Source organism: Streptomyces sp. MMG1533, from assembly GCF_001279775.1.
In the GTDB taxonomy this organism is placed as follows: Bacteria; Actinomycetota; Actinomycetes; order Streptomycetales; family Streptomycetaceae; genus Streptomyces.
Map to the genome: position 1 here is coordinate 17,192 of NZ_LGDG01000288.1, position 14,742 is coordinate 31,933.

The window sequence follows — 14,742 nt, forward strand, 5'->3', positions numbered from 1 at the left end:
GTCCGGGACTCGAGGACCGCCGGCTCTTGGTGCGCCCCGCCTTCCGGGCACACCCGTGGCCTACTTGGCCTTGCGTGCCACCGTGAAGTGGTCGATCCGGTCACCCGTCTCGGCGATGCCCTGCACCTTCAGCGTGGTGTAGTGGCCCTTCGGAGCGGGCGTGACGTCCACCCGCAGGAACGAGTAGTCGAGGTAGCGCACCCGGGACCAGGCGACGGTCTCGTTCTGCTTGCCGTCCTTGAGGTTGACGAACGAGGCCACGGAGTCCGCCTCGTTCTCGTGGCCCTCGTAGGAGTCCGGGGCGCTGAACGCGTACAGGCTGCGGCCCGCCGCACCCGCCGTCACGTACACCACACCCTCGGTCTCGGGGTACGCCGTGCCTCCGATCGGCAGCTTCTTGGCGACCTCGTTCCCCTTGATGACGTCCGTGCGCTCGTACTGGTGGTTGTGGCCGTTGATGACGAGGTCGACCGTGTACTTCTCGAACAGCGGCACCCACTCCTGGCGCACGCCCCCCTCCGAGGCGTGCGCGGTGGAGGTGCAGTAGGCGCAGTGATGGAAGAACACGACGACGAAGTCGACGTCCGGCGAGGCGCGGAACTTCTTGAGCTGCGCCTCCAGCCACCTGGTCTGGGTGCCGCCCGAGATGCCGAGGTTGGCCGGGATCTCGAAGGAGATGTCGTTGGCGTCGAGCGAGATGACCGCGGTGTTGCCGTAGACGAAGGAGTAGACGCCCGGGAGGTTCTTCTTGTCGGGCCCGTTGTCCGGCAGGTTCCAGCGGGCCTCCTCGCCGCCGTAGCCGCCCGGCGAGTACCAGGCCTCCATGTCGTGGTTGCCGTACGCCGGCATCCACGGCACGGACTTGGCGACCGACTCGGTCTGGGCGAGGAACTGGTCCCACACGCGCGAGTCGAAGCCGGTGTCGGCGGTCTTGCCCGCGCCTGCCGGGTCGGCGTAGGCGATGTCACCGGCGTGCAGGTGGAAGGCCGGGTTCTGGCCGAGGAGCAGGCTGTTGTTGGCGAGGCCGTGGTAGCCGACGCCCTCGTCGCCGAAGGCGGTGAAGGTGAAGGGCGCCTTGTGGGCGGGGGCGGTGGTGAAGGTGCCGAGGGTGCCGAGCAGGTGGGGCTCGGCGGGGTCGAAGCCGGCATGGCCGACGCCGTAGTAGTACGTCTTGCCGGGGCGGAGGTTCGTCAGCTCGGCGTGCAGGTAGTACTGCGTGTGGTCGGCGCTCGCGCCCACGCCGGCCGGGGTGTACAGGGTGCGTACCTCGGCCTCGATCCTGCGGGAGAGGTCCCAGGGTTGGGCGCCGATCCGGATGAAGGGCTTCTTGACGGTGACCGGAACCTGCCAGGAGACGGTGATCTCCGTGCGGGGGTCGTTGCCGTAGGCGAGGTGGCGGCCGAAGGGGGCGACGAGGGCGCCGTCGACGGTCTCGGTGCGGGTGGCAGTGGCCGGGGTCGCTGCCTGTGCGGTGGCACCGGGCACGAAGGCGCCGCCCGCGACGGCGCCCAGCGTGACCGCGCCGCCCCTGATCATCGTGCGCCGCGAGAATCTGGTGCGGAGGTATTCGTGCTGCTCCGCCATGCTCATGCGCTCGGCGAGCCGCTCCGGTACTCCCATGCGAGGAATGTCCATGGCGTCTGAAACTCGTCCCCTCAGGCGACGAAGCGCGGGACGCCGCATGGACAGCGCACGAACAGGCGCTCATGACAGGTTCAACGTTCTTTCAAAGATCCTCAACAGACCGCTGCCCGAAATCGGGCAGGTTTCTTGCGAAAGTGCCGTCGGTACCCCAGGATCTACCGGGTGCACGACGAACTTGTTGATCATCTGACGCGATCCACGCCCCTCAGCCGGGGCGAGGCGCTGCGGGTGGTCCAGGACGTTCTCGCCTACTTCGACGAGACGACCGAGGAGTACGTCCGTCGCCGCCACCGCGAGCTCCAGGCGCAGGGCCTGGTGAACGCGGAGATCTTCGGACGGATCGAGGCGGACCTGAAATACCGCACGGTGGCGCCACCGGAGCTCACGCTCCGGCAGCTGCGGCGAATCGTCTACGGCTGAGCCGAGCCGGCCGCCGCCCACCGGGCCCTACCAGAGGAATACGTATATATGTGCGGAATCGTCGGATACATCGGGAAGCGTGACGTCGCGCCTCTGCTCCTGGAGGGCCTGCAGCGCCTGGAGTACCGCGGCTACGACTCGGCCGGCATCGTCGTCAGCTCCCCGAAGGCCGCCGGTCTGAAGATGGTCAAGGCCAAGGGCCGGGTCCGCGACCTGGAGGCCAAGGTCCCCGCCCGCTTCAAGGGCACGACCGGCATCGCCCACACCCGCTGGGCCACCCACGGCGCCCCCTCCGACGTGAACGCCCACCCGCACCTCGACGCCGAGGGCCGGGTCGCCGTCGTCCACAACGGCATCATCGACAACGCCTCCGACCTGCGCCGCAAGCTGGAGGCGGACGGCGTCGAGTTCCTCTCCGAGACCGACACCGAGGTCCTCGTCCACCTGATCGCCCGCTCGCAGGCCGAGAAGCTGGAGGACAAGGTCCGCGACACCCTGCGGGTCGTCGAGGGCACGTACGGCATCGCCGTCATGCACGCCGACTTCCCCGACCGCATCGTGGTCGCCCGCAACGGCTCCCCGGTCGTCCTCGGCATCGGCGAGAAGGAGATGTTCGTCGCCTCGGACATCGCCGCCCTGGTCGCCCACACCCGGCAGATCGTCACTCTCGACGACGGTGAGATGGCCACCCTCAAGGCCGACGACTTCCGCACGTACACCACCGAGGGCACCCGTACGACGGCCGAGCCGACCACCGTGGAGTGGGAGGCCGCCTCGTACGACATGGGCGGCCACGACACCTACATGCACAAGGAGATCCACGAGCAGGCCGACGCCGTGGACCGCGTGCTGCGCGGCCGCATCGACGACCGCTTCTCCACCGTGCACCTCGGCGGCCTGAACCTGGACGCCCGCGAGGCGCGCCAGATCCGCCGCGTGAAGATCCTCGGCTGCGGCACCTCGTACCACGCGGGCATGATCGGCGCCCAGATGATCGAGGAGCTGGCCCGCATCCCCGCCGACGCCGAGCCGGCCTCGGAGTTCCGCTACCGCAACGCGGTCGTCGACCCCGACACCCTCTACGTCGCCGTCTCCCAGTCCGGTGAGACGTATGACGTGCTGGCGGCCGTCCAGGAGCTGAAGCGCAAGGGCGCGCGGGTTCTCGGCGTGGTGAACGTGGTCGGCTCGGCGATCGCCCGCGAGGCCGACGGCGGCATCTACGTCCACGCCGGCCCCGAGGTCTGCGTGGTGTCCACCAAGTGCTTCACCAACACGACCGTCGCCTTCGCGCTGCTCGCCCTGCACCTGGGCCGCACCCGCGACCTGTCCGTCCGGGACGGCAAGCGGATCATCGAGGGGCTGCGGAAGCTCCCCGCGCAGATCTCCGAGATGCTGGAGCAGGAGGACGAGATCAAGAAGCTGGCCGCGGAGTACGCCGAGGCCCGTTCGATGCTCTTCATCGGCCGCGTCCGGGGCTACCCGGTGGCCCGTGAGGCCTCCCTGAAGCTGAAGGAGGTCTCGTACATCCACGCCGAGGCCTACCCGGCCTCCGAGCTCAAGCACGGCCCGCTGGCCCTCATCGAGCCGGCCCTCCCCACGGTCGCGATCGTCCCCGACGACGACCTCCTCGAGAAGAACCGCGCCGCCCTGGAGGAGATCAAGGCCCGCAGCGGCAGGATCCTCGCGGTCGCCCACCAGGAGCAGGAGAAGGCCGACCAGACGATCGTGGTCCCGAAGAACGAGGACGAGCTGGACCCGATCCTGATGGGCATCCCGCTCCAACTCCTCGCCTACCACACGGCATTGGCCCTGGGCCGGGACATCGACAAGCCGAGGAACCTCGCCAAGTCGGTCACGGTGGAGTAAGCGCCCCTAAAGGGGCGCGGGGAACTGCGCGAGCAACCACAACGCACCCGCAGAGGCCGAACAAGGGAACGGACCCCCACGTGTTGCCACCAAGCACGGGGGGTCCGCTCTCATCGCCGGGAGCCGCCCAACCCCCAGCCGGCGCAGCTAACCGGTGGCCGTCACGCCCCGGCGAGCAGCACGTCGCGGAACAGCCGTCGGCCAGTGGGCCAGGGCCGCGGTCGCCGCGTACCAGGCCACCGCTCCCGCAGCGACGGCGAACCAGCCCCCGGCCTTGGCGAGACTCCCGTTGTCGGCGAAGTTCGCGACAGCGAGCAGCACCAACGACACGACGAACAACCCGTAGGTTCCCTTGGCGAGTTGGTCGCCCGCGGCGACGGTGAGGGACAGCGCCACAAGGGCGAACAGCAGCAGGAACAACCCGGCCGCGTTGGCAGACACCTGGTTGTCGGCCGAGACGGCCCACGTGAACCAGAGGGCGCCGAGCGCCGAGAAAGACGTACCGGTGAGGGCGTCGCGGTCGCGGAACGCCATGAGTCCGGCGACGAACAGGGCGACTCCGCCCACGTACTGGGCAATTGACACGGCGTCGGCCGCCGTCACGCCGTCGATCACTTCGGTGTATCCGAGGCCCACGGCCAACAGGGTGATGCCGAGAGCGAGTCGGCCGACGGTCGTGGTGGTGCTTCCCGCAGAGACGTCATTGTCCACGGCGGGCTCCCTTCGTGCATGTGCAGTTGTGCGGTGAGCGATATATGCCCTTCACAAAGGCACAAACACCTCTACGCGCCAGTAGATTTATGCGCTGCACAAGGGAGTTCAGCCGTTTTCACAGCCATCTCACCTGGGAGGACGACCAGTTACGGAATGACGACGACCGGCCGCTTCGCTCGCTTGGCGAGCCGCCCGGCGACGGAGCCGAAGATGCGCCCGACGATGCCGTGGGTGGAGCCGACGACGATCGCGTCCGCCTCGTACTCCCGCCCGACCTCCTCGAGCTCGTGGCAGATGTCGCCACCGCGCTCGACGAGGATCCAGGGCACCTCCGCGAGGTACTCCGCGCAGGCGAGCTCGAGGCCGAGCACCTCGGTGCGGTGGTCCGGCACGTCGACGAAGACCGGTGGCTCGCAGCCCGCCCACACGGTGGTGGGCAGCCGGTTGGCGACATGGACGATGATCAGGCCCGACCCGGAGCGATGCGCCATACCGATGGCGTACGCGAGGGCGCGCTCACTGGACGTGGAGCCGTCGAAGCCCACCACGACGCCGTGCTTGAAGGCGGGGTCGCAGGATTGGCGTGGCTCTTCCGCCGCCAGGGGCTCGGCCGCCGTGGGGTCGGCGACGGGCCGCTTGCGGTCCGCGGGTTCGAAGAATTCGTGACCGGCCATGGCTGTCTCGGCGTTGTGATCCTTTTATGGGTGGGCCGACAGTGTGCGGCGGAGTCTGTGTCCGGGAATCATCTTCCCAACCCCATACCCCCAAGGGTACGGCGGCACGCCTCCTTAGCCCAGATCGCGCCCACGGTGCGTGGGGGTTCCAGGGAGCATGCACGAGGGTGCGCCCGTAACGCAATGGTTGCTGCGCTGTACAGGCGGTTTGCACAGGATTCACGTACCGGCCGGACTGTCCCGGCGGAAAACCGGACGCACAGTGACCGACGGATCGAACACGCGTTGAACCCCCTGAGCCACGCCACAGGGAGTACGCCATGTCCGGACCGCAACCCCCCGCCCGGGACTCCTCCACCGATGTCGTCCGCTGGGCGGCCTTCAGCTGTGTCCTGGTCCCCGTGGTCCTCCTCTGGTACGGCACCTCCCTCGCCGGCGCCACGGGCACCGCCCTCGGTCTCGCGGCCGTCACCGCGGTCTGCCGTATCCTCCTGCGCCAGTCGGAGCGTGGCGCGGCCCGCCTCCTCGACGAGGAACGCACCCCGCATCGCGGCCGCCACCACAGGACCGGATCGGGGTCACACAGAGGCGGACGTCACAGCGGGGGAAATACACCGGTCGGCTGACCGGTTTCCGCGCACGCGCCCGACTCTTTTCAGCCAACTTCCGGACACCGCGCATCCCTTGCCCCAACCACCCCCCAACCCCCGTTCCACCTGCACGGAAAGGGCCTGGGGCACCCCGCGCACCCTACGTGGATTGGCCACGGCGACAAGGCGCACTTCCCTGCACGCCCCACGAGTGCAACGCTTCGTGATCGAATGCTTCACGCCAAGTTGCCAAGTCGACAATGTGCCGGATGACCAACTGGTCTCTCCGGCACCACGGGACGCAGTAGATTCGATCTTGACTGTCTTACGGCGGGGGACTCGTGCAGGACCGAGGGGAAACGTGCAGGAGCGACACAACCGAGGAGCCGCGACCACCGAGGGGGGCTTAGCAGTATGAGCCACGACTCCACTGCCGCGCCGGAAGCCGCGGCCCGGAAACTTTCCGGGCGACGCCGCAAGGAGATCGTCGCGGTGCTGCTGTTCAGCGGCGGCCCCATCTTCGAGAGTTCCATACCGCTGTCGGTGTTCGGGATCGACCGCCAGGACGCCGGCGTGCCGCGCTACCGCCTGCTGGTCTGCGGCGGCGAAGAAGGCCCGCTGCGGACCACAGGGGGCCTGGAACTCACCGCGCCGCATGGCCTGGAGGCGATCTCCCGGGCGGGCACCGTCGTCGTGCCGGCCTGGCGTTCGATCACCTCCCCGCCACCGGAGGACGCGCTCGACGCACTGCGCCGGGCGCACGAGGAGGGGGCCCGCATCGTGGGCCTGTGCACCGGCGCCTTCGTGCTGGCTGCGGCGGGCCTGCTGGACGGCCGCCCGGCCACCACCCACTGGATGTACGCACCGACGCTCGCCAAGCGCTATCCGTCGGTGCATGTCGACCCGCGTGAGCTGTTCGTGGACGACGGCGATGTGCTGACGTCCGCGGGTACGGCGGCCGGAATCGACCTCTGTCTGCACATCGTGCGGACGGACCACGGCAACGAGGCGGCCGGTGCGCTGGCCCGACGCCTGGTGGTCCCCCCGCGCCGAAGCGGCGGCCAGGAGCGCTACCTCGATCGATCTTTACCAGAGGAGATCGGCGCCGACCCGCTCGCCGAGGTCGTCGCCTGGGCGCTGGAGCACCTCCACGAGCAGTTCGACGTGGAGACGCTCGCCGCGCGCGCGTACATGAGCCGGCGTACGTTCGACCGCCGGTTCCGCTCGCTGACGGGCAGCGCGCCGCTGCAGTGGCTGATCACCCAGCGGGTGCTTCAGGCACAGCGCCTGCTGGAGACGTCGGACTACTCGGTGGACGAGGTCGCGGGCCGCTGCGGCTTCCGCTCGCCGGTGGCGCTGCGCGGGCACTTCCGCCGCCAGCTGGGTTCGTCGCCGGCCGCGTATCGCGCGGCCTACCGCGCGCGGCGACCGCAGGCCGAGCGGCAGCCGGATCCCGAGAGTGCGGCCGGGCCGCCGAGCGCGCCCTCTCCGCTGCACCCCGAGAGCGGCGGCCCGGTACCGCCCCAGACCCGCCGCACGGCACCGCCGAGCCCGGTCGGGACGTCCGCGTCCCTGTCCTCGTCCTCGGACAACGGGCGCGAGGCGTATGCGGGGAGCCGGGCGAGTCTGCCGGGGCAGCGCAGCGGGATGTGAGGTTCGGTCGGGTGGGGGCGGGCCCGGGGCGGTTTCGCCCCCGCCGCCCCTACCCGACCCATCCCGGGGGCTGCCGCCCCCGGCCCCCGCTTCGGCCCTGAACGGCCCTCACCCTCAAACACCGGACGGGCTGGGCAACGCCGACCGACGCTGAACACGGCCGCCAGCTGGGCAACGCGAACCGGCGATGCCTCCACCGCCCCCTTCGGGTGGGTGGGGGTTGGTGACGGCTGCTGTCGCCCTGCCCCCCTCCCAGACGGGCCGGGCAACGCCGACCGACGCTGAACACGGCCGCCCCCTCCCGGTAGGTGAGGGCTGGGGATGGTTGCTCTCGGTCTCGGACACAGGGCGGGGTGAGGGGTGCCGCGCCTCTCGAGTGACCGAGTCGGGTGGTGGGTGGGCAAAGGCCGGGGGTCTGGGGGCGGAGCCCCCAGTCGCGGGCCGAGCCCCCAGTAGCGCTCGCATCTACACCGGGGACCACAAAAGCGCACGCCAGCCTTAGGGTGGTCGCATGAACGATCGCATGGTGTGGATCGACTGCGAGATGACCGGCCTCTCGCTGTCCGACGACGCGCTCATCGAGGTTGCCGCCCTCGTCACCGACTCCGAGCTGAACATCCTCGGCGACGGTGTCGACATCGTCATCCGTCCGCCGGACCGGGCGCTGGAGACGATGCCGGAGGTGGTGCGTCAGATGCACACCGCGTCCGGTCTCCTCGAGGAGCTGTCCGGCGGCACGACGCTCGCGGACGCCGAGGCGCAGGTCCTGGCGTACGTACGCGAGCACGTGAAGGATTCGGGCAAGGCCCCGCTGTGCGGCAACTCGGTCGGCACGGACCGCGGCTTCCTGCTCAGGGACATGCCGACCCTCGAGGACTACCTGCACTACCGGATCGTCGACGTGTCCAGCGTCAAGGAGCTGGCCCGCCGCTGGTACCCGCGCGCCTACTTCAACAGCCCGGAGAAGAACGGCAACCACCGCGCCCTCGCCGACATCCGGGAGTCCATCGCCGAACTGCGCTACTACCGCGAGGCCGTCTTCGTACCGCAGCCGGGACCCGACTCGGAGACCGCGAAGACGATCGCCGCGAAGTACGTCCTGCCTGCGCAGTAGGGGCCCGGAAGGGGCGCCGCCAAAGCCGGGCGCGAGCACCCCCTCGGACCCTGTACACTTTTTCTCGGCCGGTCGGGGAAATCCGAACAGCCGAACATGGTGGGTGTAGCTCAGCTGGTAGAGCACCTGGTTGTGGTCCAGGATGCCGCGGGTTCAAGTCCCGTCACTCACCCTCAGTCATCAGCCGGTGGCCTTGGAAACAAGGTCACCGGCTGAAGTCGTTTCCGGCGGCCGTGAGGTGCGTTCGGGCGCCGAACGTCCTTCGGGCCGTGGGCCGATGTGCCAGAAGGTGCTCCCCGCCGGGCCGGCACAAGGGCCACTGCTCCGCTACTCCGCCGACCCGGCGAACGCCGCCCGAAGCGCGGTGCGCTCTTAGGGTGGGCGGATGTCCGAGCCCCGCGTGTCCGCCGAGTTCTTCTCCACTCCGCGCCTGGACCTCCTTCCCCTGCGCGTCGAGCACGCCGAGGAGATGGCCGCCGTACTGTCCGATCCGGCCCTGCACACCTTCATCGGCGGCGCACCCCACTCCCCCGGCGCCCTGCGGGCCCGCTACGAGCGGCTGGTCGCCGGGGCGCCCGATCCGGCCGTCTCCTGGTGCAACTGGGTGCTGCGGTCGCGTGCCGAGGGGCGCCTCGTCGGCACGGTCCAGGCGACCGTCACCCAGGGAGGCGCCGGGCACACCGCGGAGATCGCCTGGGTGGTCGGGACTCCCTGGCAGGGACGCGGGTTCGCCTCCGAGGCGGCGCTGGCGCTCGTGGAGTGGCTCGGGCGGGGCCCCGTACGGACGGTCGTCGCCCACATCCACCCCGAGCACCTCGCGTCGGCGGCGGTCGCCACGGCGGCCGGACTGGCGCCGACCGAGGAGGAACAGGACGGCGAACGGCGCTGGCGGCTGCTGCTGGGCGACTGAGCCCGCCGCCCGCCACGCCGACGTCAACTCCCCCACGCCGCCTAAGCGTTCACCCGGATCCGCACGCGGGGTCCGCGCGACGGGAGTGGGGGCGCATTGTCCCCTTATGGGTTGTTCATGAGGTTGGGAGGCACACCATGCCGACCCGACACATTCCCCGGTTGCGGCCGCTGACCTGGGTGATCCTCGCGTTCAACCTGGCCATGCTGCTGTGGCTGGTGATCTCCCTGTACGCGGCGAGCGAAGAGGGCAGGACGTGCGTCGGGGACCTGTGCCAGGACGCCAACGACCGGCCCTCCCTCGTCGGCGCCTGGCTCGTCATCCTCTTCTGGCTGGTGGGAGCCGTGGTTCTCGGCGTCGCCTGGCTGGTCACCCACCGCACCGAGCAGCCGCGAGGACGGCACAGGCGGTGACCGGTATCAGGACGACTTCCGCGTCACCAGCTCTGTCGCCAGGACCACCTGCCTGCGCTCCAGCTCCCGGGTGACCGCCGGGCGGCGGTCCGCGATCTCGGTCAGGAGCAGGTCGATCATCCTGCGCCCCATCTCCTCTATGGGCTGGCGGACGCTGGTCAGGGGCGGGTCCATGTGGCGGGCGATGGCCGAGTCGTCGTAGCCGACCAGCGCCACGTCGTCGGGGATACGGCGGCCCTCCTCGCGCAGGACCTGGCGGGCACCGGCCGCCATCACGTCCGAGCCCGCGAAGACCGCGTCCAGGTCGGGGCGGCGGGTCAGCAGCTCGGTCATCGCGCGCCGGCCACCCTCCTCGGTGAAGTCGCCCGGCTGGATCAGCTGCTCGTCCACCTCGTGGCCCGCGCCGAGCAGGGCGTCGCGGTAGCCGTCGACGCGCCGCTGGGCGCCGTACACGTCGAGGCGGCCGGTGATGTGGGCGACCGCGTGGCAGCCGCGGGCCAGCAGGTGCTCGACGGCCGAGCGGGCACCGCCGTAGTTGTCGGAGTCGACCGAGGGCAGGGTCTCCGCGGCGGATCTCGGGCCGCTGATCACAGCCGGAATCTCCAGCTGGGAGAGGAGGTCGGGCAGCGGGTCGTCGGCGTGCACGGACACCAGCAGGACACCGTCGACCCGGTGTGCGGCGAGGTACTGGGCGAGACGGGCCCGCTCCCGGTCGTTGCCCGCGAAGATCAGCAGCAGTTGCATCTGCGTGTCGGACAGCTCGGCCCCGACACCCTTGAGCATGTCCGAGAAGTACGGCTCGGCGAAGAAGCGGGTCTCCGGCTCGGGGACGACGAGGGCGATCGCGTCGGTGCGGTTGGCGGCGAGAGCGCGCGCGGCCGTGTTGGGGACGTAGCCGAGCTCGGCGACCGCCGCCTCCACCGCGGCGCGGGTGGCGTCGCTGACGCGGGGCGAACCGTTGATCACCCGGGAGACCGTGCCGCGGCCGACACCGGCACGGGCTGCCACCTCTTCGAGGGTGGGCCGGCCACCGCTCCGGCTCCGCGCTCCGTGGCTTGCCATGGGCTTCGCCCTCCCGTCGACCCTTGCGTTGGCCTGGAATCTAACAGTCCTGCCGGAGGGGAGCCCGCCCCTGGTCGGCTCCCGGGTTTCCGCAGGAAGACAGTCGGGGGTGGCCGGATAGCGATCCCCGGGTTCCAGTTAACAGCCCGATAACTGAACGCATCTCTCCGCTCCAAGTCCCTTGACACCCCCGCTCGGACCGACGACGCTTCAACACATCACCGGTGGGAGCGCTCCCACGGTACCTGACACATACACATCCCGCACGTTCCCCGCCCGAGCCGCAGCTAGAACTAACGGGCCCAACAATGCAGTTGGCCGGGGGGTCGGCACGTCAGGGCAACAGGAGGACGCAATGCGAGCACGTACCCGAATCGCCCGCAAGACGATGGTCCTCGCGGCCGTCGCCGCGCTGGGCTCCGGGCTGCTGGCCGGCTGTGCCGACGACGGAGACGACGGCGGCGACGGCTCGTCTTCGGGCGAAGGCGGCGCCGGCAAGACCACGATCACCCTGGGCCTCTTCGGAACCCAGGGCTTCAAGGAAGCCGGCCTCTACGCCGAGTACGAGAAGCTGAACCCGAAGATCAAGATCGCGGAAAACGTCGTCGAGCGGAACGAGAACTACTACCCCGCTCTCGTCAACCACCTGACCACCAACAGCGGCCTGCAGGACATCCAGGCCGTCGAGGTCGGCAACATAGCCGAGGTCGTGAACACCCAGGCCGCGAAGCTGACGGACCTGTCCAAGGTGTCGGGCGTCCAGTCGAGCAACTGGCTGGACTGGAAGTGGAAGCAGGCCACCACCAAGGACGGCCAGACCGTCGGTCTCGGCACCGACGTCGGCCCGATGGCCATCTGCTACCGCAAGGACCTGTTCGAGCAGGCCGGTCTGCCGTCCGACCGCGCGGAGGTCGGCAAGCTGTGGGCGGGCAGCTGGGACAAGTTCGTCGAGGTGGGCAAGGACTACCAGGCGAAGGCGCCGAAGGGCACCACCTTCCTGGACTCCCCCGGTGGTCTGCTGAACGCGATCGTCAGCGGTGAGAGCGAGAAGTTCTACGACGCCTCCGGCGAGGTCATCTACAAGACCAACCCGGCCATCAAGGACGCCTTCGACCTGACCGCGCAGGCCGCCGAGGACGGTCTGATCGGCAACCAGACACAGTTCCAGCCCGCCTGGGACACGACGATCGCCAACAGCAAGTTCGCCGCGATGTCCTGCCCGCCGTGGATGCTCGGCTACATCAAGGGCAAGTCGAAGCCCGAGGCGGCCGGCAAGTGGGACGTGGCCACGTCGCCCAAGCCCGGCAACTGGGGCGGCACCTTCCTCGCCGTGCCGAAGTCCGGCAAGCACACCGAGGAAGCGGCGAAGCTCGCCGCGTGGCTTACCGCGCCCGCGCAGCAGGCCAAGCTGTTCGCCAAGCAGGGCAGCTTCCCGAGCGCCCCGGCCGCGTACTCCCTGCCGCAGGTCACCGGTGCGAAGAACACCATGACCGGTGACGCCCCGATCGGCACGATCTTCGCCGAGGCCGCCAAGCAGATCCCGGCCCAGGTGATCGGCCCGAAGGACCAGATCATCCAGCAGGGCCTGACCGACAACGGCGTCATCCTGGTCACCCAGGGCAAGTCGCCCGAGGAGGCCTGGAAGACGGCCACCAAGACCATCGACAACAACCTGGAGAAGTGACCGGTATGGCCACCCGGCACGACACCGCCGCGCCCCCCGCGAAGGAGGGGGGCGCGGCCCCGGGCCGCCCGGCCGCCGATGCCGTGCCCGAGGCGGCCAAGCGCCGGGCCCGGCTGTCCCGCCGCTGGCAGCGGGACATGCGCTGGAGCCCGTACGCTTTCGTCTCGCCGTTCTTCCTGCTGTTCCTCGCGTTCGGCCTGTTCCCGCTGATCTACACCGGCTGGGCCTCGCTGCACACGGTGGAGATGACCGCGCCCACCGACATGGAATGGGCGGGCCTGCGCAACTACACCCGGATCTTCGAGGACGACTTCTTCTGGAACGCGGCGAAGAACACCCTGACCATCGGCATCATCTCCACGGTCCCGCAGCTGCTGATGGCGATGGGCATCGCCCACATCCTCAACTACAAGCTGCGCGCCTCGACCTTCTACCGGGTCATGATGCTCGCGCCGTACGCGACGTCGATCGCCGCCGCGTCCCTGGTGTTCGTGCTGCTCTTCGGCCGCGACTACGGCATGATCAACTGGGCACTGGGTGCCGTCGGCATCGACAACATCGACTGGCAGAACGACAAGTGGGCCTCCCAGATAGCCGTCTCGTCGATCGTGATCTGGCGCTGGACCGGCTACAACGCGCTGATCTACCTGGCCGCGATGCAGGCGATCCCGCAGGATCTGTACGAGTCGGCGGCCCTGGACGGGGCCAACCGCTGGCAGCAGTTCCTCCACGTCACGCTTCCGTCGCTGCGCCCCACGATCCTGTTCACCTGTGTCGTGTCGACCATCGGCGCTTCCCAACTCTTCGGTGAACCGCTGCTGTTCGACGCGAACAAGGGCACCTCCGGCGGCTCCCAGCACCAGTTCCAGACGCTCGGCCTCTACCTGTACGAGCAGGGCTGGGTCAACCAGCACCTGGGCCGCGCCTCGGCGATCGCCTGGACGATGTTCCTGATCCTCATCGTGATCGGGATCGTCAACTACGTCATCTCGCGCCGGCTGCGCGCCAGTAGTTAGGAGAACCGGCCGTGACGACGACACTGACTCCGGTGGATACGACCGACCAGAAGCCGAAACGCGTACGACGGCCCAAGTCGGCCCGCGCGGGCGGGCAGATGCACGCCGGCCCGATCGCCTACGTCATCCTCGCCCTGTTCACCATAGGCTCGCTGTTCCCGCTGGTGTGGACGGCGATCGCCGCGTCGCGCGACACCCAGCGCCTGGCGCAGACGCCGCCGCCCTTCTGGTTCGGCTCGAACCTCTTCGACAACCTCGAGATCGCCTGGAAGGACGCCAACCTGGGCGAGGCGTTCATCAACACCACGTTCGTGGCGGGGGTGTCGGCGGTGACGATCGTGTTCCTGTCGACGATCGCCGGGTTCGCCTTCGCCAAGCTGCGCTTCAAGGGCCGGGGCGCGATGATGCTGATCGTGATCGGCACCATGATGGTGCCGCCGCAGCTCAGTGTGATCCCGCTGTACATGATGGTCGCCGAGCTCGGCTGGACCGACCAGCTGAAGGCCGTGATCTTCCCGTCGCTGGTGAGCGCGTTCGGTGTGTTCTTCATGCGGCAGTACCTGATCCAGGCGCTGCCGGACGAGATCATCGAGGCGGCCCGGGTGGACGGCGCGAGCAGCTGGCGGGTGGTGTGGCATGTGGTGTTCCCGGCCGCTCGGCCCGCGATGGCCGTCCTGGGCATGCTGATGTTCGTCCAGACGTGGAACGACTTCCTGTGGCCGTTCCTGGTCCTGACCCAGACCGGCAGCCCGACCGTGCAGGTCGCGGTCGCCGGCCTCGGCCGGGGCTTCACGCCCGACCAGTCGCTGATCATGGCGGGCGCGCTGCTGGGCACACTGCCGCTGCTGCTCGTCTTCGCCATCTTCGGCAAGCAGATCGTGGGCGGCATCATGCAGGGCGCGGTCAAGGGCTGAGGCCCTGTTCACCGCTGCATTCGGGGGCCGAGCCACCGCAGCCTCGGCCCCCCTCTTTCCCCTCCCCC

General features: G+C 69.5%; 14 protein-coding genes and 1 tRNA gene. 11 read left to right on the top strand and 4 right to left on the bottom strand.

The window, feature by feature from the left end:
- Positions 1 to 60 precede the first annotated feature (60 nt).
- Positions 61 to 1,620, bottom strand: a complete 1,560-nt coding sequence (locus ADK57_RS45510; RefSeq protein WP_199830820.1) for a purple acid phosphatase family protein — start codon at positions 1,618 to 1,620, stop codon at positions 61 to 63.
- 186 nt (positions 1,621 to 1,806) lie between these two features.
- Between ADK57_RS45510 and ADK57_RS45515 the strand changes: the two genes are divergently transcribed.
- Both ADK57_RS45515 and glmS read left to right on the top strand, forming a co-directional pair.
- Positions 1,807 to 2,064 carry a hypothetical protein gene (locus ADK57_RS45515; RefSeq protein WP_053755677.1) on the top strand — a complete coding sequence of 86 codons (258 nt, stop codon included), beginning with the start codon at positions 1,807 to 1,809 and terminating at the stop codon, positions 2,062 to 2,064.
- Positions 2,065 to 2,112: 48 nt separating this feature from the next.
- Entirely contained in the window at positions 2,113 to 3,930 is a 1,818-nt protein-coding gene (glmS, locus tag ADK57_RS45520) for a glutamine--fructose-6-phosphate transaminase (isomerizing) (RefSeq protein ID WP_053755678.1), read from the top strand.
- Positions 3,931 to 4,077: 147 nt separating this feature from the next.
- Here glmS and ADK57_RS45525 read toward each other — a convergent pair whose 3' ends face one another.
- Together ADK57_RS45525 and ADK57_RS45530 are read right to left on the bottom strand one after the other, a co-directional pair.
- Entirely contained in the window at positions 4,078 to 4,641 is a 564-nt protein-coding gene (locus ADK57_RS45525) for a GPR1/FUN34/YaaH family transporter (RefSeq protein WP_053755679.1), read from the bottom strand.
- Between the two features lie 149 nt (positions 4,642 to 4,790).
- Complete coding sequence (locus ADK57_RS45530) at positions 4,791 to 5,318, bottom strand: universal stress protein (protein WP_053755680.1); 528 nt, start codon at positions 5,316 to 5,318, stop codon at positions 4,791 to 4,793.
- A gap of 320 nt (positions 5,319 to 5,638) precedes the next feature.
- Here ADK57_RS45530 and ADK57_RS45535 point away from each other — a divergent pair, with 320 nt between their 5' ends.
- The 6 genes from ADK57_RS45535 (at position 5,639) to ADK57_RS45560 (ending at position 9,998) form a co-directional block, all read left to right on the top strand.
- A complete protein-coding gene (locus ADK57_RS45535) occupies positions 5,639 to 5,944 on the top strand; it encodes a hypothetical protein (protein ID WP_053755681.1) in 306 nt (101 codons plus the stop codon).
- 378 nt (positions 5,945 to 6,322) lie between these two features.
- Positions 6,323 to 7,561 (top strand): GlxA family transcriptional regulator, encoded by a 1,239-nt coding sequence (locus tag ADK57_RS45540; RefSeq protein WP_053755682.1) that lies wholly within the window; start codon positions 6,323 to 6,325, stop codon positions 7,559 to 7,561.
- A 511-nt stretch (positions 7,562 to 8,072) separates the two neighbouring features.
- Positions 8,073 to 8,675 (top strand): oligoribonuclease, encoded by a 603-nt coding sequence (gene orn / locus ADK57_RS45545; protein WP_053755683.1) that lies wholly within the window; start codon positions 8,073 to 8,075, stop codon positions 8,673 to 8,675.
- Between the two features lie 99 nt (positions 8,676 to 8,774).
- A tRNA-His gene (locus ADK57_RS45550) sits at positions 8,775 to 8,847 on the top strand.
- A gap of 213 nt (positions 8,848 to 9,060) precedes the next feature.
- Complete coding sequence (locus tag ADK57_RS45555) at positions 9,061 to 9,585, top strand: GNAT family N-acetyltransferase (protein ID WP_053755684.1); 525 nt, start codon at positions 9,061 to 9,063, stop codon at positions 9,583 to 9,585.
- Positions 9,586 to 9,722: 137 nt separating this feature from the next.
- On the top strand, positions 9,723 to 9,998 hold the full coding sequence (locus ADK57_RS45560; protein ID WP_053755685.1) for a hypothetical protein: 276 nt from the start codon (positions 9,723 to 9,725) through the stop codon (positions 9,996 to 9,998).
- Positions 9,999 to 10,004: 6 nt separating this feature from the next.
- Here ADK57_RS45560 and ADK57_RS45565 read toward each other — a convergent pair whose 3' ends face one another.
- On the bottom strand, positions 10,005 to 11,060 hold the full coding sequence (locus ADK57_RS45565) for a LacI family DNA-binding transcriptional regulator (RefSeq protein ID WP_053755686.1): 1,056 nt from the start codon (positions 11,058 to 11,060) through the stop codon (positions 10,005 to 10,007).
- A gap of 355 nt (positions 11,061 to 11,415) precedes the next feature.
- On the opposite strand from ADK57_RS45565, the gene ADK57_RS45570 reads away from it, so the two are divergent.
- Genes ADK57_RS45570 through ADK57_RS45580 form a run of 3 tightly spaced genes read left to right on the top strand, consistent with a single transcriptional unit; the run spans position 11,416 to position 14,674 of the window.
- On the top strand, positions 11,416 to 12,744 hold the full coding sequence (locus ADK57_RS45570; RefSeq protein ID WP_053755687.1) for an ABC transporter substrate-binding protein: 1,329 nt from the start codon (positions 11,416 to 11,418) through the stop codon (positions 12,742 to 12,744).
- Between the two features lie 5 nt (positions 12,745 to 12,749).
- Positions 12,750 to 13,760, top strand: coding sequence for a carbohydrate ABC transporter permease (locus ADK57_RS45575; RefSeq protein WP_053755688.1), 1,011 nt, complete (start codon positions 12,750 to 12,752; stop codon positions 13,758 to 13,760).
- Positions 13,761 to 13,771: 11 nt separating this feature from the next.
- Complete coding sequence (locus ADK57_RS45580) at positions 13,772 to 14,674, top strand: carbohydrate ABC transporter permease (RefSeq protein ID WP_053755689.1); 903 nt, start codon at positions 13,772 to 13,774, stop codon at positions 14,672 to 14,674.
- Positions 14,675 to 14,742: the final 68 nt, after the last annotated feature.